Genomic DNA, 16,861 nt, shown 5'->3' on the forward strand with positions numbered 1-16,861 from the left:
GATACGCCGTATCGCGGTCAATCGTGATAAATCGTGTCATCGCTTCCCCTCGCTACTGTGGCTCCGCTATCTTCGTACAAATCCACGTCGGATAAACCTGCGAAAGTCCGACAGGCTGCTAGGCAAAAAGAACTGCGAGTTGTCCGAAGAGGACATCGCCCGCATCTGCGAGACGTTTATTGATTTCAAGGAATCTGAGCAGTCCAAGATCTTCCCCAACGCCGCTTTCGGCTATTGGAAAGTCACCATCGAGCGGCCGCTGCGCCTGCGCGGCGTCGATCCGAACCGGGCTCGCGCGCCGAAAGAGATCAAGGCGCTCAAGGCCGAGGGCAAGATTGACGAGTCCGCGCCGCCGGTCATCAAGAAGATACACAAGCCCGGCAAAGCCAGGCCCGACCCGCTGCGCGGCCTTTTCGAGGCCACCATCGACGGCAAGCCATGCGTGGTCGAATACGAACCTGATTCAGAACTGCGCGATACCGAGCAGGTGCCGCTGCTGGAACCTGGCGGCATCGAGGCTTTCATAAAACGCGAAGTACTGCCGCACGCACCCGACGCCTGGTACGAAGAAGCCGGCATCAGAATTGGCTACGAAATCAGCTTCAACCGCTACTTCTACAAACCACAGCCCCTACGTACGCTCGAAGAAATCCGCGCCGACATTCTGGCGCTGGAGCAGGAGACCGAGGGATTGCTTACCGAGATCATCGGGGAGGCAGGACGATAAACATAAGCAAGGCTGGCGATAGCATGGTGCAATGCGGCTCGTATACTAAAGGCTGGCTTTACTAGCGCAGCCGAAAAGAGCTATGTTAAACGCAGGCTTTCACACAGCGCCTCTGTCCCTTCATGATTACGGCAGCATTTACAGTATGACGCCCGAAAACGCATCTTCGCCCCAGGCTCGGGCGGGAACTTATCAGCGCCAGCTATCCGGGTACCGTGCGTTCATCCCTACGCCGCTGCCGCCGCACCCGGCCGTGCGTCTGGCGGGCGAGTTGCAAGTGCTCCTATCCCGCGCCGATCGCGCTCTCGGCCGACTGGATGGTTCAGTGCAGACACTACCGAACCCGGACCTGTTCGTCTTCATGTACGTACGCAAGGAAGCCGTGCTTTCCAGCCAGATCGAGGGCACTCAAAGCTCGTTACAGGACTTGCTGGCCGCCGAGGCCGAGGTTCTCGCGCCCGCGTCGCGTCCGCGTGACGTGGACGAAGTCGTCAACTATGTAAACGCCATGAATCATGGCCTGTCGCGGCTTGCGGAACTGCCGGTCTCGGTAAGGCTGATTCGTGAGATTCACGAACGATTGCTCCACGGCGTCAGAGGCAGCCGCCTGACGCCGGGCGAACTGCGGCGTAGCCAGAACTGGGTCGGCCCGGGCGGTTGCACGCTTGCCGAAGCCAGCTTCGTGCCACCGCCGCCCGAGTCGGTGCCGGAAGCCTTAAGTGATCTGGAGCGTTTCCTGCACCGGCAGGATGAGCTTCCGCTGCTGATCAAGATCGGGCTCGCTCATGCGCAGTTCGAAACCATCCATCCGTTCTTGGACGGCAATGGTCGTATTGGCCGCCTGCTCATCGCCTTTCTGCTGTGCGAACGCGAAGTGCTGCATAAGCCGGTGCTGTATCTTTCGCACTACTTCAAGCGCCACCGTCAGGCTTATTACGAACGCCTGCAGGCCGTGCGCGACGCCGGCGACTGGGAGGGCTGGCTTGGGTTCTTTCTGCGCGGCGTGGCCGAAGTCAGCGCCCAGGCCACCGACACCGCCCGGCGCATTCTGGCGCTGCGAGAAGAGCATCGCGGACGCATCACCGAGGAGCTGGGGCGTGCCGCCGGCAATGGCCACAGGGTGCTGGAAATGCTTTACAAGCATCCCATCGTCTCCGTCGCCGAGGTGCAGGCGCTGATCCACACGACTTATCCCGCCGCCAACCAGCTCGTTGCGCGCATGGCGGAACTCGGCGTGCTCAGCGAATTCACGGGCAACGCGCGCCATCGCCGCTTCCGCTACGAACCTTATGTGCGCTTGTTCAGCGAGGACGACGAGGAGACTGGCGCATGATCCGCGACCTCAAGCCCTATCCCGCGTACAAGGACTCCGGCGGGACCTGGCTGGGGGAAGTGCCGGAGCATTGGGAGATTAAGCCTCTCAAGCGTTGGGTCAAAATGAATGCCGCAGCCCTTCCGGAAACCACTGCACCCGACTACGAGTTCGCATACATCGACATCGGTGCAGTGAATACAGGCGAGTTGATCCAGCAACCGCAGATGCTGCGCTTCGCAACGGCTCCTTCACGAGCACGGCGCGTGGTTCGATCAGGTGACACCATAGTCGCCACCGTGCGAACATACCTCAAGGCAGTCTATTTCGTAGGAGAAGAGCCTGGTAACTTAATTTGCTCCCCCGGCTTCGCTGTCCTGACGCCACGTACCGGAACCATTTCCAAGTACGTAAGCTATGTGGCTCAAAGCAACGCCTTCACTGATCGCGTTACAGCTCATTCGTTTGGGATTGCCTATCCCGCAATCGCCGAGAGCCGCCTCGCTTCTTTTCACGTTGCCGTTCCACCAAGCGGAGAACAAGCAGCCATCGTGCGCTTCCTCGACCACGCCGACCGGCGGATCGGGCGGTACAATTCGCGCGAAGCAGAAACTGATCAAACTACTGGAGGAGCAGAAGAAGGCCATCATTCATCGCGCCGTCACCCGCGGTCTCGATCCCCTTGTCCCGCTCAAGCCCTCCGGCGTGGAGTGGCTGGGCGACGTGCCGGCGCATTGGGAGGTGAAGCCTTGTCGTTATCTCTTCCGTGAAGTTGATCGGCGATCCGCTGATGGTTCAGAAGAGCATCTATCAATGAGTCAGCGCCTGGGACTAGTGCCTAGCCACCTTGTGAAAAACAGAACACTGGTGTCGGAGAGCTATGCTGGGGGTAAGCTGTGTGAGGTTGGTGACCTCGTTCTGAATCGACTCAAAGCTCACCTTGGCGTGTTTGCGCTTTCGCAATATGCAGGCGTAACTAGCCCGGACTACACCGTCCTGCGGCATATTGAACAAGGGAGTGCTGAATACTACGAACAGGTGCTTCGATCGCCGGCTTGTCGCATCGAGCTTCGAATAAGGGCCAAGGGAATCGTCGAGGGCTTCTGGCGCCTTTACACCGACGACTTGTACGACATCCGTTTACCGGTCCCGCCTCGTGAAGAGCGAGATGTAATCATCGACTACATTCGAATTGCAACGGCCGAAATTCAAACCGGTGCGTCGCTTGCAGGAAGCGAAATCTCCCTCCTCCGCGAGTACCGCGCCCGCCTGATCGCCGACGTGGTCACCGGCAAGCTCGACGTGCGCGAGGCGGCGGCGAGCCTGCCCGATGAACCCAGTGACATGGACTCGCTCGACGGAGTTGATGCCTTGGTCGAGGGCGAGGAACCTGAGGATATTAATCTCGACGCCGCACCTGACGAGGCCGAGGTGTGAGTCCGCCACCTGCTCAACCCAAGATCTATCACATTACCCATGTGGACAATTTGCCGTCCATCCTGGCCGACGGTGGTCTGTGGTCGGATGCAGAATTAATCGCACGGGGCGGGCCGGCAGCCTCCATCGGCATGGGCGGCATTAAGCAGCGTCGGCTCGGTCTGCCGGTGGAATGCCATCCCGGCGACCGCGTGGGCGATTACGTGCCTTTCTACTTCTGCCCACGCTCGATCATGCTGTTCCTGATCCACTGCGCCAATCACCCCGAGTTGGCTAATCGCGACGGGCAGGGGCCGATACTGCACTTGGAGGCAGATCTGCATGAGACGATCGACTGGGCAGAATCAGAAGCCCGGCGTTGGGCGTTCAGCCTCTCAAACGCGGGAGCGGTCTACACGGAGTTTCGTCATGAGCGGGACCAGCTCGACGAGGTCAATTGGCCGGCCGTGATGGCGACCGATTTTCGTGACCAGCAGATCAAGGAAGCAAAGCAGGCAGAACTCCTAGTGCACGGATTCTTTCCATGGACCTTGGTTCGGCGTATTGGGGTACATTCCGGTGCGGTTCAGCAGCGCGTGTCGCGGGTATTGATGCAGACAGCGCATCGGCCCATCATCGAGGTGCAGCGGCGATGGTATTATTAAGTTGTAAGAGAGAGCCATGATTAGATTCGAGCAAGGCGACATTCTGCGCGCCGAAGCCGAGGCGCTGATTAACACCGTCAACTGCGTCGGGATTATGGGACGCGGGATAGCGCTGCAGTTCAGAAATACCTTTCCAGCTAATTTCAAAGCCTACGCGGCGGCCTGCAAGCGCGGGGAGGTTCAGCCGGGCCGGATGTTCGTGTTCGATACCGGTGATCTGACGTGGCCGCGCTATATCATCAACTTTCCAACCAAGCGCCATTGGCGCGGCAAAAGCCGGATCGAGGACATTCGCGCAGGGCTGGACGCGCTGGTGACCGAAATCCGTGAGCGCCGAATCCGTTCCGTCGCTATTCCTCCGTTGGGTAGTGGGCTGGGTGGTTTGGATTGGTCAGAGGTTAGACCGCTGATCGAGCACGCCATGGAAGGTCTCCCAGAGGTAGAAGTACGGGTCTTCGAACCCGGAGGTGGTCCCGCGGATACGAAAGCAAATCGATCCCGGGAAGTGCCCAGAATGACACCAGGGCGCGCGGCCTTAGTGGGGCTGATGCGGCGCTATCTCGATGGTTTGATGGACCCGTTCATCACCCTGCTCGAGGTACACAAGTTGATGTACTTCCTGCAGGAAGCGGGGGAGCCATTACGACTGCGCTACGTAAAAGGGCCATATGGTCCCTATGCGGAGAACCTGAGACATGTTTTGCGCGAGGCCGAAGGTCACCTCATTACCGGCTATGCCGATGGCGGCGATCAGCCGGACAATCAGCTTTTTCTGGTGCCGGGCGCGGTATCGGACGCAGGCGTCTTTCTTGAGGCCCACGATGGTACGCACAGTCGCTTCGATCGAGTTGCTGAGCTCGTGCAAGGCTTTGAGACATCATTCGGCTTGGAGTTATTGACTACGGTTCATTGGGTAGTTTCCAAGGAACACGCCGACTCACGTGAAGAAGTCGTGGCCGCGACGTATGCATGGGGCGATCGTAAGCGCCAGTTTTCTCCTACCCAGATCGGCATTGCGCTTGATCGGCTGATAGATAACGGCTGGCGAGAAAAGCATTAAAAGAACTAATAGGATGACCAGCGACACCAGCGAGAAAGGCATCGAAAGCCTGATCGTCGCGGCGATGACGGGTCGCGCGGCGGGAACGCCGATGAAGAACGACGCCGTACGCGAAGCTTCGTCGCACGGCGGCTCCGGTTGGTTGCTGGGCGATGCCGCCGATTACAACCGCGAGCACGCGGTCGATCTGGTGCAGTTGACGGCTTTTCTAATCACTACGCAAGAAAACGCAGCGGCGTCGCTCGATCTTGCAAACGACAGCCCAACGCGCCGGCAGTTTCTCGCGCGTCTGCAAGTGGAGATCAGCAAGCGGGGCGTGATTAATGTGATCCGCCGAGGTATCCATCACCGCCCGGTCTCACTGGATCTCTTCTACGGCACGCCTTCGCTCGGCAACCCGGCCGCCATCGAGCGCTTCGCCGCCAACCGCTTCAGCGTCACACGGCAACTCCGTTACAGCCGGGATGAAACAAGCCTCGCGCTGGACCTCTGCCTGTTTATCAACGGTTTGCCCGTCGCCACGTTTGAACTCAAGAACAGCCTGACCAAGCAAACGGTCGAGGACGCGATCCAGCAATACCGGCGCGATCGCGACCCGCGCGAGCTGCTGTTCGAGTTCGGGCGCTGCATGGTCCATTTCGCGGTCGATGACCACGAGGTACGGATGTGCACGCATCTGAAAGGGAAGGCGTCGTGGTTCCTGCCATTCAATCAGGGCTGGAACGATGGCGCGGGAAATCCGCCGGACCCGCAAGGCTTGAAGACCGATTACCTGTGGAAGCGTATCCTCACGCCGCGCGGGCTGACGGACGTCATCGAGACTACGCGCAGATCGTCGAGTTCAAGGACGCGAAGACGGGCAAGAAGAAGCGCGTCCAGGTATTTCCGCGCTACCACCAGCTCGACGTGGTGCGCAAGCTGCTCGCCGATGTCAGCGAGCACGGTGCCGGCAAGCGCTATCTCATCCAGCACTCGGCGGGCAGCGGCAAATCGAACTCCATCGCGTGGATCGCACACCCAGCTCATCGGCCTGAACTACGACGGCCGGTGCGTGTTCGACTCGATCATCGTCGTGACGGACCGGCGTATTCTGGATAAGCAGATTCGAGACACCATCAAGCAGTTCACGCATGTTGGCGCTACGGTCGGGCACGCCGAGCATTCCGGTGATCTGAGAAAATTCATCCAGAGCGGCAAGAAGATCATCATCTCCACGGTGCAGAAGTTCCCGTTCATCCTGAACGAGATCGGCGACGAGCACCGCGGACGCGCGTTCGCGATCGTCATCGACGAGGCGCACTCCAGCCAGAGCGGGCGCACCTCGGCGGCCATGAGCACGGCATTATCGCAATCCGGCGCGGAAGCCGAGGATGAGACTGACGAGGACAGGATCAATCGAATCATGGAGGCCCGCAAGTTGCTGCCGAACGCGAGTTACTTTGCGTTCACCGAGACACCTAAGAACAAGACGCTGGAGATATTTGGAGACCCCCGCCCTGGCCCTCCCCCGCGAGCGGAGGAGGGAATCAAGCATCGGCCGTTTCACAGCTACACCATGAAACAAGCGATCGAGGAGGGTTTTATCCTCGACGTTCTGAAGAGCTATACGCCGGTAAACAGCTATTACCGGCTCGTGAAGACGGTGGAGGATGATCCGGAGTTCGACACCAAGCGCGTGAAGAAGAAACTACGACGCTACGTCGAAAGCCACGACCACGCCGTCCGCTTGAAGGCCGAGATCATGGTCGATCACTTCCACGAGCAGGTGGTCGCGCTCCAGAAGATCGGCGGCCAGGCGCGGGCGATGGTGGTGACCGGCGGGATCGAGCGAGCCATCCAGTATTTCAACGCGATCCGCGATTACCTGCGGGAGCGCAAGAGCGCCCATCAGGCCATCGTAGCCTTCTCCGGCGAGCATGAGTACGGCGGCGCGAAGGTAACCGAGTCCTCTTTGAACGGATTCGCCAGCAGCATGATCGCGGACAAGATCAAGGAAGATCCGTACCGTTTTCTCATCTGCGCGGACAAGTTTCAGACCGGTTACGACGAACCGCTGCTGCACACGATGTAGTGGACAAGCCGCTTGCCGGCGTCAAGGCGGTGCAGACGCTCTCGCGGCTCAATCGCGCGCATCCGCAGAAGCACGACGTGTTCGTACTGGATTTCATGAACGACGCCAGGACGATTGAGGGATCATTCGGGCCGTATTACCGCACGACCCTCCTCAGCGAAGAGACCGACTCCAACAAATTGCACGACCTGAAGGCCGACCTGGATGCGCATCAGGTTTATGTGCCAGAGCAGGTCGAAGCCTTGGTGGCCTTGTACCTCGACGGCGCCGGCCGGGACAAGCTCGATCCGATCCTCGACGCCTGCGTGGCGACATATAAAGATGTCCTGGATGAAGATGGGCAAGGTGGACTTCAAGGGCAAGGCCAAGACCTTCACGCGTACCTACAGCTTTCTCGCGGCGATACTCCCCTACACCAACGCAGCGGGAGAAGCTGTCGATATACCTGACGTTCCTGATCCCGAAGCTGCCCGCGCCAAAGGAGGAAGATTTGTCGAAGGGGATTCTGGAAGCCATCGACATGGACAAAGCCGCTTCACGCATTCAGCTGCCGGACGCCGATGCCGAGATCGGCCCGTTGCCGGTGGAGGGCGGCGGCCGCAAACCAGAGGCCGAGCTGGATCGGCTGACGAACATTCTGAAGACCTTTAACGATCACTTCGGCAACATCGAGTGGAGCGACGAGGATCGGGTGCAAAGGTTGATCGCGGAGGAAATTCCAGCCAAGGTGTCGGCCGACACTGCGTATCAAAACGCAAGAAAGAAACTCCGACAAGGAAAACGCCCGCATCGAGCACGACAAGGCGCTCGCGCGCGTGATGACCGCGGTGCTCAAAGACGACACTGAGTTGTTCAAGCAGTTTATGGACAATCAGGCGTTCCGCCGCTGGCCGGCCGACTCCGTATTCGCCATGACCTACGACTAGCCGCCTGGCGGCTTCTTGGACTGCAGGTGCTAGCCGACGGCGGGGAATCCGTCACACCAAACTGCATGCGGAAAGTCGTCGCCTGGATTCGCGCGCCATCTTGAATTTTCCCGTCCCGCCACCATCTTGTCTATCATACTGAGCGGAGCTTGAATTTAATCCAGGCAGCCACATATCAGCGGTATGTAAACAGATCATTGCATCGTGGAGGTGCATCATGTTAGCGACAATTCATCGTGATCCCTGGAATCTGGTCAATCAGTGGCGGCGCGACATCGACCGCGTGTTTGGTGGTCTGGACGACCGTGTGTCGCCGGCGGGCGAAGTGACGGCAGCGGCTTGGGCGCCAGCGGTCGATATCAAGGAAGAGGATGGGGCTTATGTTCTGCACGCGGACGTGCCGGGCGTGGATCCCAAGGACATCGAGCTCGACATGGAGAACGGTGTGCTCACTCTGCGCGGTGAGCGCAAGGCGGAGACCACCGAAGACAAGGACAACTATCGTCGCGTTGAGCGCGTGACCGGCCGGTTTTACCGCCGTTTCCTGTTGCCGGATACCGCCGATGCGGAGAACATTTCGGCCAAATCCCTAAACGGCGTGCTGGAAGTCCGCATCCCCAAGCAGGCGAAGGTATTGCCGCGCCGAATTACGGTGAGCAACTGAGCGGTCGCCGGCAGACGATGCCGGCCCCGATCAAACTCAAGTCTTGAAGTTCAGGCGCCGCGTTTACCGCGGCGCTCTTTTTGAAAGCCCTCACGCGGGTGCCGGGCGGATGGAATACAAAGATTATTACAAGATCCTCGGTGTGGATCGCAAAGCGACCACGGCGGATATAAAGAAGAACTATCGGCGGCTGGCGCGCAAATATCATCCGGACGTCAGCAAGGAGCCGAACGCGGAGGCGCGTTTCAAGGAGCTGGGCGAGGCCTACGAAGTGCTGCGCGATTCCGAAAAGCGCCGGGCTTACGATCAACTCGGCGCCAACTGGCGCGCCGGACAGGATTTCCGCCCGCCGCCGGGCTGGCAGGACCCCGCGCGCGGGTATGCCCAGGGCGGCTTCCGATCCGGGCCGGGTGCGGGGAGCGGCGGCTTCAGCGACTTTTTCGAATCGCTGTTCGGCGGCGGCGGGTTTGCGCAAGCTCCCAGATCGCGCGGTTTCGAGGCCCGAGGATTCGAGGCCGTTGGCGCGGACCAGCAGGCGAGCCTCGAAATCACACTCGAAGAGGCCTATCAGGGCGCCCCCAAGAGTCTGCGTTTCGAAAACGGCAAGTCGCTAGACGTGCGGCTGCCCGCCGGCGCCACACCAGGTCAGCGCGTCCGGCTGGCCGGTCAGGGCAGTCCTGGCATGGGCGGCGGCCCGCCAGGCGACTTGTATCTGGAAGTGCAAATCGCCCCGCACGACTATTTCCGGCTGGACGGCAGGGATGTTTTGCTGGATTTGCCAGTCACGCCATGGGAAGCGGCGCTGGGCGCGACGATTACCGCGCCGACCTTGGGCGGCAAGGTGGAAGTCAAGGTGCCGGCCGGTTCGGGTTCCGGGCGCAAACTCCGTCTGAAAGGGCGCGGTCTGCCAGGAAGCACGCCGGGCGATCAGCTGGTGATTGTCCAGATTCACACCCCGCCGGCCAATACCGAAACGGCGCGCGACCTCTACCGGCGGATGGCGGAGGAACTACCGTTCGATCCGCGCTCTCACCTACGCTGACCGCTCGCTCTGGCAGCGAGTGGACAACGCCAATATCAGCCGCCCGTAACCGGCGGGAAAAAAGCGACTTCGTCACCGTCGCTTACCGGATGTTCGAATCCGGCGTATTCCATGTTTACCGCGGCGAGTACGTCGGGCGTAACGGCCGGGCGATTGTTAACCCGTGTCCAGCAATCACGCACGGTCGCGACCGATGCGGCATCGACGCTGTCCTGGTCACGGCCCAGGGCTTCGCGCAGGCTCGCGAAATATCGTATCGTGATCATCTTAACCTTATGCGTCCTGTTCTGTTAGGCTCCGCGCGTAATGTTAACACTGGTCAAACACAATAGCCGGGGGGCGGAAATGACGAGGGGAAAGATGGGCATGAGTGAACTGACGCATTTTAACCGTCGCGGCGAAGCCCGCATGGTGGATGTGGGCGCCAAGGACGCCACGCACCGCATCGCTGTGGCCGAAGGCAGCATCAGTATGCGGCCGGAAACCCTGGAGCTGATCCAGGCCGGCGGCCACAAGAAAGGCGACGTGCTTGCCATTGCCAGAGTTGCGGGCATCATGGGCGCCAAGCGCACCGCGGAGCTGGTGCCGTTGTGCCACCCGTTGAGCCTGACCGCGGTGGAAGTCGATCTCAAGCCGTTGCACTGCCACGCGTTGGTGCATTGCCGGGCGCGGGTGGAGACGCGCGGTCGCACGGGTGTCGAAATGGAAGCGCTGACGGCGGTGCAGGTGGCATTGTTGACCGTTTACGACATGTGCAAGTCGGTTGACCGTGAAATGACAATTCAGAATATCCGGCTGTTACGGAAATCGGGTGGCAGGTCCGGCGACTGGTCGCGCGAGTAGCGCGGCAGGCATAAACGGGAGAGATGTAGATGAAGTGGCTCAAACGTATCCTGATCGGCGTCGCGCTGCTGGTGCTGGTGTTCGTGATCGGCGCGGTGGTGCTGGTCGCGACGGTCGATCCCAACGACTACAAGCAGCGCATCGAGAACGCCGCGAAGCAGGCGACCGGTCGCGAGCTGACCTTGCAGGGGGATATCGAACTGTCGTTCTTCCCGTGGCTCGGTCTCCAACTGGGTGCGGCGAGAGTCGGCAATGCGGCGGGTTTCGGCGACGAGCCGTTCGCGCAGGTGGAAAACGTGGACGTGCGCGTGGCGTTGCTGCCGCTGTTGCGGGGCGAGGTGCGCGCGGACACGGTGCGGCTCGAAGGGCTGGAAGCCAATCTGGAGCGTAACGCCAAAGGTGTGGGTAACTGGGAAGACCTGGTCGAACCCGGCGAAGAAAAGGCGCCTACGCAGGAACCCGGTCAGCCTGGCGGCGATATATTGCTGGAGCTGGGCGGCGTGGAGCTGAGAGATGCCGCCGTGCGCTGGCGGGACGCGCAGGCCGGCACCGACGTACGCATCGAGCCGATTAATCTCACCACCGGCGCGCTCATCTTCGGCGAGCCGTTTGACATTGACCTAAAGCTGCGGCTCACCAATGCCAAACCGGCAGTGGTCGCGAATGTGGGTTTAACGGGCGAGGCGACGATCAATCCCGACACTCAGCGTTATGCGCTCGCGGATTTGCAGCTGAGCGTGGACGCCACTGGCGAAGGGCTGCCCGAAGACGGCGTGGAAGCGACACTGGAAACCACGCTCGATGCCGATCTCGAAGCCGGCACGGCCCAGGTGCAACCGCTGACCCTGGAGGCCGCCGGTCTGCGCGTGGCGGGCCAGATCAATGCCAGCGGACTGAATGCCAAGCCGCGATTTCAGGGCGAACTCAGCGGCGACGTGTTGAGCGCGCAACAGTTGTTTACGGCGCTGGGGCAGAAACTCTCGCCGACGCCGGATCCCGGGGCGCTCGAAAACGCGAAGCTCAAACTTGCGTTCAGCGGCGATCTCGGCGCCGGCACAGCCCAGGTGCAACCGTTGACTGTGCAAGCGGCCGGTCTGCGCCTGACGGGCCAGATCAATGCTAGCGGCCTCAACACAAAGCCGCAATTTGAGGGTGAATTGGCAAGCGATCCTTTCAGTCCGCGCCAGTTGATGACGGCGCTGGGGCAGAAATTGCCGCCGACGCAGGACCCCAGGGCACTGGAGAACGCCAAGTTGAAACTGGCGTTCAGCGGCACCGACTACAGCGCGAAGATATCGACGTTAGACGTGCAGCTGGACGACACGCATCTGACGGGACAGGGCGCGGTGGAGTCGTTCGCCGATCCTAAGATCCATTTCACCGCCGCTCTGGACGCAATCGATCTGGATCGATACATGGCGCCCGCCAGCGATGAGGAACCGGCGCCGAAAGGCAAGCCCGGACCGCCGAGCCAAAGCGATGAACTCGAACTGCCGGTCGAGGCGCTGCGCGACCTGCACGTGGATGGGCGTCTGACCGCCGGCAAGCTCAAGGTGTCGAATCTCAATTTCACGGATTTGCAGGCGACCATCACGGCGCGCGAAGGACTGATCAAGATCACGCCCCTGAGCATGAATCTATATCAGGGCGGCCTCACGGGCAGCGCCACCCTGGACGTGCGCGAGGAGATCCCCACGTTTGCGTTCGACAGCGTACTCGACGGCCTGCAGGCGGGCGGGCTGGTCATGGCGCTGGCGGGCGACGAATATCTGTCCGGCACCACGCGCTTTACGATGAACGTGGCGACGCGCGGTCGGCGGATCTCGATCCTGAAGCAGGCGTTGAACGGCAATCTGGCCTTTAACTTTAAGGAGGGCAGCATTTCGAATTCGGAAATCGCCGGGCGCATCGCCAAGGTAATCGCTTTCTTCAAGGGTCAGCCGGGTGCCGCGACAGCCACGGAAACGCGCTTTTCCAGCCTTACCGGCAGCGCCAATATCGTGCGCGGCGTGCTGTCCAACAACAATTTGTCGCTGGTGTCGCCGCAGATACTCGCCAAGGGTCAGGGCAAGGTGGACATGCCGGCGTCTCTCGTCGACTACACCCTGAATATCGCGCTGAACGACAACGGCAAGCCGCGCGACAACCGCTTTGTGCCGATCGAGGTGGGCGGCCCGTTCTCGGATTTGAATTACTCGCTGGCGCTGACCGACGCGATCAAGGAACAGGCTCAGCAGGCCGTCAAGCGGGAGTTGCAGGAACAGCAGCAAAAACTCAAAGAGGAGCTTGGCGGCAAGCAGCAGGATCTTGAGAAAAATCTTCAGGAAAAGCTACAGCAGGAGCTAAAGGACCGGTTCAACTTCTAGTCGGGCAATCTCTTGCGGGGGCGGGCGCCTGACCTCGATCGCAGATGGTCTGTTTACCTGGCGCGCTGGCAGTGCTCGGAGTTGTGTCGTCGCTGCACGCGAGCGAGGTGAAACAACTCGATGTTGAACACCACGATGGCATCTATAAAATCACCATGACCTTTAGTGTCGCGGCGCCGCTCTCGCCGGTGCGCGCGATGCTGACCGATTACGCGCACCTGTCCGCGCTCAATTCCGCCATTGTCGAGAGTGAAGTGCTGCCTCCGACGGACCAAAACGCGACCCGCGTGCGCACGCGTACCAAAGATTGCATCCTGTTTCTTTGCGCCGACATCACCCGCGTAGAGGATGTAACGAGCGATGGCGCGGGCGGGTTTCGGGCGACCATCGTGCCGGGTTTGAGCGACATGAAATCCGGTCTCGCACGCTGGCGATTCCAGTCGAAGAAACAAGTCACGCGTATCAGGTTCGAGGCGCGCATGGAGCCGGATTTCTGGATACCGCCCCTGATCGGCCCCTTACTCATCAAGCATCGGTTGCGCACGCATCTGGAGGAAACGGCGGATAACCTCGAACGGCTGGCGGCCCCGGGCCATTGATCGACGCGCGCTTCAGCGAGCGGGTGCTTGCCTGGTACGATCACACGGGCGCAAGTCCCTGCCGTGGCAGCATCCGGCCACACCTTACCGGGTGTGGGTGTCGGAGATCATGCTGCAGCAGACCCAGGTCGCGACGGTAGTACCGTATTTCCAGCGTTTCATGGCGCGCTTCCCGGACGTGGAGACCCTGGATCAAGCGACCCTCGACGAGGTTCTGCGCCACTGGTCGGGCCTGGGTTACTACGCGCGCGCCAGAAATCTGCATCGCGCCGCGGGGCTGATATGCGATCGTCACACGGGCGAGTTCCCGAACGAATTCGATGCGGTCGCCAGCCTGCCCGGCATCGGGCGCTCCACCGCGGCCGCCATCCTGGCGCTGTCCCGTAACGAGTCGCACGCGATTCTGGATGGCAACGTCAGGCGCGTGCTGGCGCGTCATCGCGGCGTCGAAGGCGGGCCGGGCACGTCGCAAAATACCGGTCAACTTTGGCGGATCGCCGAACAACACATGCCGGCGCGACGCTGCGCGGACTATACGCAGGCGATGATGGATCTGGGTGCGCTGGTGTGTGCGCGGCGCAATCCCCAGTGCGACGCATGTCCTGTGCAGGCCGACTGCGTAGCTTATCAGTCCGGCCGCCAGCACGAACTGCCCGCGGCGCGCGTGCGCAAACCGCTGCCGGTGCGTGAAACCATGATGGTCATGGTGCGTACAGGCATCGGCGACGTGTTGCTGGAACGACGGCCGCCGGTGGGCGTGTGGGGCGGTCTGCTGAGCTTTCCGGAGGTGCGCGACGAGCGTGAGTGTTCGGCGCTGTGCGAGTGCGTATTCGGCGCGGCGCCTGAGGAAATAGTTTACTGGCCCGTAGTGCGCCACACGTTCACGCACTTCCATCTGAATATCAAGCCCGTGGCGATCGCGATTACCCACGGCCCCTGCATCGTCGGCGATAGTGCGCGCTGGGTTTGGTACAATGCCGCCTCTCCGCACGGCGGCGTCGCCGCGCCGATCAAACAACTGATCGAACGTCTGATCACAACACACGAAGGAGTCATCGATGGCCCGCACAGTGCAGTGCGTGAAGCTGGGTAAAGAGGCCGAAGGTCTGGATTACCTGACCTATCCCGGCGAACTCGGCAAGCGCATCTATGAGCAGGTTTCCAAACAGGCGTGGCAGCAGTGGCTAAGCCACCAGACCATGCTTATAAACGAATACCGGCTGACCCCCATGGAACCCAAGTCGCGCAAATTTCTGGAAGAGGAGATGGAAAAATTCTTCTTCGGCCAGGGCTCGAAAGCGCCGGAGGGATTCAAGCCTGAAAGCGCAGCGTAGGGCCGCATTGCGCGTTTGCTTGACGCAGTGGCGGGCAGTCGCTTTAATACTCCGGCTTAAGGCCGAGCGACCAGGCAGGTGCAGAATAGAAGGTTATTGCGTCGTCATGGACGGCATGTATTAGTCTTTAATATGGCCAGGTAGTCTCAGTCGGGCGCGAGCGACTAAAGGTCGCGCGACCAGACAGGATGTCTGGGCAGGTGGTTAGCAAAGACGTCACGCCTCGCCAGGGATGGCTAGCATAAGCTGTAAACAAAGGCCAGGTAGCTCAGTCGGTAGAGCAGCGGACTGAAAATCCGCGTGTCGGCAGTTCGATTCTGTCCCTGGCCACCAAAAATCAATAACTTCGCTAATGGTCGATCGCTCTCGTGAATTAATGGAAGCAATATGTAACCACTCAAATCTCTGAGCAAGCATCACTAGTTCGTAATCAGTAGGTCCGAGGTTCGATTCCCGCGCCGGCACCATAAATCAATGATTTAAGCAGCGAGGCTCTATTGGCAGTGCGGCAGTGCTACCCAAGTGCTACCTCACGAGAATTAACTCATCTGGAAATTTCCCTGATGTTCTTCAGGTGCGGCGTTTGCGAATGCCGGATACCCAATGCTCCAGCGCATCGATATCACCCTTGAGAACAGCCGGTTCCGGAATTTCGGCCCTGGCCGCCGCGGCCTGGTCATGGCCGGGCAGCCATTTGGAGCATTTCGTCATGGCAGCTTCCAGGGCCCGGCAATCTTCCTTCGTGAAATCCGCAATCTTGATGACCTGCTGCGTCTGCACGCCGGGTCTGTAGCGTTCGACGACGCCCCCGAGAAGCACCTCCTCAAGGCCGCGCTCCCACGCCTCGCGCAAGTAACCGTAAATGAGGCTGGCTTCTCTCTCGTAGGCCGACTGGTGCTCGTCGCGGTACAGTTTTTCCGCGTGCTGCAGGAGTTTCTTCAGATGGCCGATCCGCTTTGCCACCTTGAGCGCCACCCACGGCAATTCCTCCGCGCAGACGCCCGCGCCCTTGCTGAGTTGCCGGACGTGCTGATCGAGCTGCTTTATCCCCAGTTCCTCGGAGAACTGCTTCAGGAGCAACAAGAAAACGATGTCATGCGTAAAGACGATGACCTGCCGTGTCTTCGCCTCCTCGACAAGCCGTCGCGCAACACCCTCGCGCCATTTGTAATCGAGCGATGACACCGGATCATCGAACACGATCCCGGACAGGTCATCCGCCGTGCTGAGTTCGGCAAAGAAAGCGGCGATGGACAGGCAGCGCTGTTCGCCTTCGCTGACGACCTTGGGCAGTTCGACACCCGGCGCCCGCGTCAGGATGAGCTTGTGATAGAGGATTCCCTGTTCCCCGCCGACTTCCTTCAACTCGACTTCGACGTGCCGGAAGGCAAGGCGGCCAAGCTCGTCCTGGAAGCTCTTCTTGAGTTTCTGCGTGACCGCAGTCTTGGTCACGGCCGTGCTCTTCTGCGTTATGGTCTGGGTCTTCGTATCGTTGAGGCACAGCTCATAGGCAGCCACTTTCTTCTTGCGCTCGATTTCGGCCAGGACCTGTATTTCATGCTTGGCCAGAAGCTTGCGGGCGCGCAACTCCTGCACCTCGGCGGTCATGGATTTCTTTTGTTCTTCGTTCGAACTGCTCCGCAGCGTCTCGACGCGGTCTTCAAGTTGTCCGGCGAGCGCGTCGGTCTCCTGCGAAACAGGTACTAACGCGGCTAGCAGCCTGTCGGACTTGAGAAGCCGGCTCGCGTCGCGAGCGCAGGTTTCGAGTCGTGTTGATGGTTCATCGGTTCGCTGACGGGAGTGTTGGGCGCGAAAAGTGACTCGTTTCCTGCTCTT

The 16,861-nt window shown here is 60.3% G+C and carries 12 protein-coding genes, 1 tRNA gene and 4 pseudogenes; 15 read left to right on the plus strand and 2 right to left on the minus strand.

Features of this window, described 5'->3' with window-relative positions:
- The first annotated feature begins 118 nt into the window (after positions 1–118).
- The 9 genes and pseudogenes from H0V34_05390 to H0V34_05430 all read left to right on the plus strand — a co-directional run bounded on the left by H0V34_05390 (position 119) and on the right by H0V34_05430 (position 9,883).
- A pseudogene (locus tag H0V34_05390) lies at positions 119–727 on the plus strand (SAM-dependent DNA methyltransferase).
- 145 nt (positions 728–872) lie between these two features.
- A complete protein-coding gene (locus tag H0V34_05395; protein ID MBA2491153.1) occupies positions 873–2,060 on the plus strand; it encodes a Fic family protein in 1,188 nt (395 codons plus the stop codon).
- Positions 2,057–2,593: pseudogene (locus tag H0V34_05400) on the plus strand (restriction endonuclease subunit S). Before H0V34_05395 ends, H0V34_05400 begins: the two are co-directional and overlap by 4 nt.
- Positions 2,594–2,888: 295 nt before the next feature.
- The gene (locus tag H0V34_05405) at positions 2,889–3,476 is read left to right on the plus strand and encodes a hypothetical protein (protein ID MBA2491154.1); all 588 of its coding nucleotides are present in this window, start codon (positions 2,889–2,891) and stop codon (positions 3,474–3,476) included.
- Positions 3,473–4,120 (plus strand): DUF4433 domain-containing protein, encoded by a 648-nt coding sequence (locus H0V34_05410; GenBank protein ID MBA2491155.1) that lies wholly within the window; start codon positions 3,473–3,475, stop codon positions 4,118–4,120. Before H0V34_05405 ends, H0V34_05410 begins: the two co-directional genes overlap by 4 nt.
- A gap of 16 nt (positions 4,121–4,136) precedes the next feature.
- Positions 4,137–5,180: a macro domain-containing protein gene (locus tag H0V34_05415; GenBank protein MBA2491156.1), complete on the plus strand. Its 1,044-nt coding sequence runs from the start codon at positions 4,137–4,139 to the stop codon at positions 5,178–5,180.
- A 13-nt stretch (positions 5,181–5,193) separates the two neighbouring features.
- Positions 5,194–8,177: pseudogene (locus H0V34_05420) on the plus strand (type I restriction endonuclease subunit R).
- Between the two features lie 217 nt (positions 8,178–8,394).
- A complete protein-coding gene (locus tag H0V34_05425; protein ID MBA2491157.1) occupies positions 8,395–8,841 on the plus strand; it encodes an Hsp20/alpha crystallin family protein in 447 nt (148 codons plus the stop codon).
- A 109-nt stretch (positions 8,842–8,950) separates the two neighbouring features.
- Positions 8,951–9,883: a DnaJ domain-containing protein gene (locus tag H0V34_05430; protein ID MBA2491158.1), complete on the plus strand. Its 933-nt coding sequence runs from the start codon at positions 8,951–8,953 to the stop codon at positions 9,881–9,883.
- A 35-nt stretch (positions 9,884–9,918) separates the two neighbouring features.
- On the opposite strand, the gene H0V34_05435 is transcribed toward H0V34_05430, so the two are convergent.
- The gene (locus H0V34_05435; protein MBA2491159.1) at positions 9,919–10,149 is read right to left on the minus strand and encodes a MoaD/ThiS family protein; all 231 of its coding nucleotides are present in this window, start codon (positions 10,147–10,149) and stop codon (positions 9,919–9,921) included.
- A gap of 100 nt (positions 10,150–10,249) precedes the next feature.
- Here H0V34_05435 and moaC point away from each other — a divergent pair, with 100 nt between their 5' ends.
- The 6 genes and pseudogenes from moaC to H0V34_05465 all read left to right on the plus strand — a co-directional run bounded on the left by moaC (position 10,250) and on the right by H0V34_05465 (position 15,358).
- Positions 10,250–10,726, plus strand: a complete 477-nt coding sequence (moaC, locus tag H0V34_05440; GenBank protein ID MBA2491160.1) for a cyclic pyranopterin monophosphate synthase MoaC — start codon at positions 10,250–10,252, stop codon at positions 10,724–10,726.
- 29 nt (positions 10,727–10,755) lie between these two features.
- Complete coding sequence (locus H0V34_05445) at positions 10,756–13,092, plus strand: AsmA family protein (GenBank protein MBA2491161.1); 2,337 nt, start codon at positions 10,756–10,758, stop codon at positions 13,090–13,092.
- A gap of 44 nt (positions 13,093–13,136) precedes the next feature.
- On the plus strand, positions 13,137–13,691 hold the full coding sequence (locus H0V34_05450; protein MBA2491162.1) for an SRPBCC family protein: 555 nt from the start codon (positions 13,137–13,139) through the stop codon (positions 13,689–13,691).
- Positions 13,688–14,784, plus strand: a pseudogene (mutY, locus tag H0V34_05455) (A/G-specific adenine glycosylase). Before H0V34_05450 ends, mutY begins: the two are co-directional and overlap by 4 nt.
- On the plus strand, positions 14,750–15,025 hold the full coding sequence (locus tag H0V34_05460; protein ID MBA2491163.1) for an oxidative damage protection protein: 276 nt from the start codon (positions 14,750–14,752) through the stop codon (positions 15,023–15,025). Before mutY ends, H0V34_05460 begins: the two are co-directional and overlap by 35 nt.
- A 257-nt stretch (positions 15,026–15,282) precedes the next feature.
- Positions 15,283–15,358, plus strand: a tRNA-Phe gene (locus H0V34_05465).
- Between the two features lie 237 nt (positions 15,359–15,595).
- Here the strand turns inward: H0V34_05465 and H0V34_05470 are convergent.
- A partial coding sequence (locus H0V34_05470; GenBank protein ID MBA2491164.1) for an AAA family ATPase occupies positions 15,596–16,861 on the minus strand: 1,266 nt, incomplete at its 5' end.

Source organism: Gammaproteobacteria bacterium, from assembly GCA_013696315.1.
Classification (GTDB): domain Bacteria; phylum Pseudomonadota; class Gammaproteobacteria; order JACCYU01; family JACCYU01; genus JACCYU01.

Bases quoted from the DNA above. Each gene is read 5' to 3' on its own strand.
- H0V34_05395 (MBA2491153.1), top strand. From the start codon at position 873: ATGACGCCCGAAAACGCATCTTCGCCCCAGGCTCGGGCGGGAACTTAT.
- H0V34_05415 (MBA2491156.1), top strand. From the start codon at position 4,137: ATGATTAGATTCGAGCAAGGCGACATTCTGCGCGCCGAAGCCGAGGCG.
- H0V34_05425 (MBA2491157.1), top strand. From the start codon at position 8,395: ATGTTAGCGACAATTCATCGTGATCCCTGGAATCTGGTCAATCAGTGG.
- H0V34_05430 (MBA2491158.1), top strand. From the start codon at position 8,951: ATGGAATACAAAGATTATTACAAGATCCTCGGTGTGGATCGCAAAGCG.
- H0V34_05435 (MBA2491159.1), bottom strand. From the start codon at position 10,149: ATGATCACGATACGATATTTCGCGAGCCTGCGCGAAGCCCTGGGCCGT.
- moaC (MBA2491160.1), top strand. From the start codon at position 10,250: ATGAGTGAACTGACGCATTTTAACCGTCGCGGCGAAGCCCGCATGGTG.
- H0V34_05445 (MBA2491161.1), top strand. From the start codon at position 10,756: ATGAAGTGGCTCAAACGTATCCTGATCGGCGTCGCGCTGCTGGTGCTG.
- H0V34_05450 (MBA2491162.1), top strand. From the start codon at position 13,137: ATGGTCTGTTTACCTGGCGCGCTGGCAGTGCTCGGAGTTGTGTCGTCG.
- H0V34_05460 (MBA2491163.1), top strand. From the start codon at position 14,750: ATGGCCCGCACAGTGCAGTGCGTGAAGCTGGGTAAAGAGGCCGAAGGT.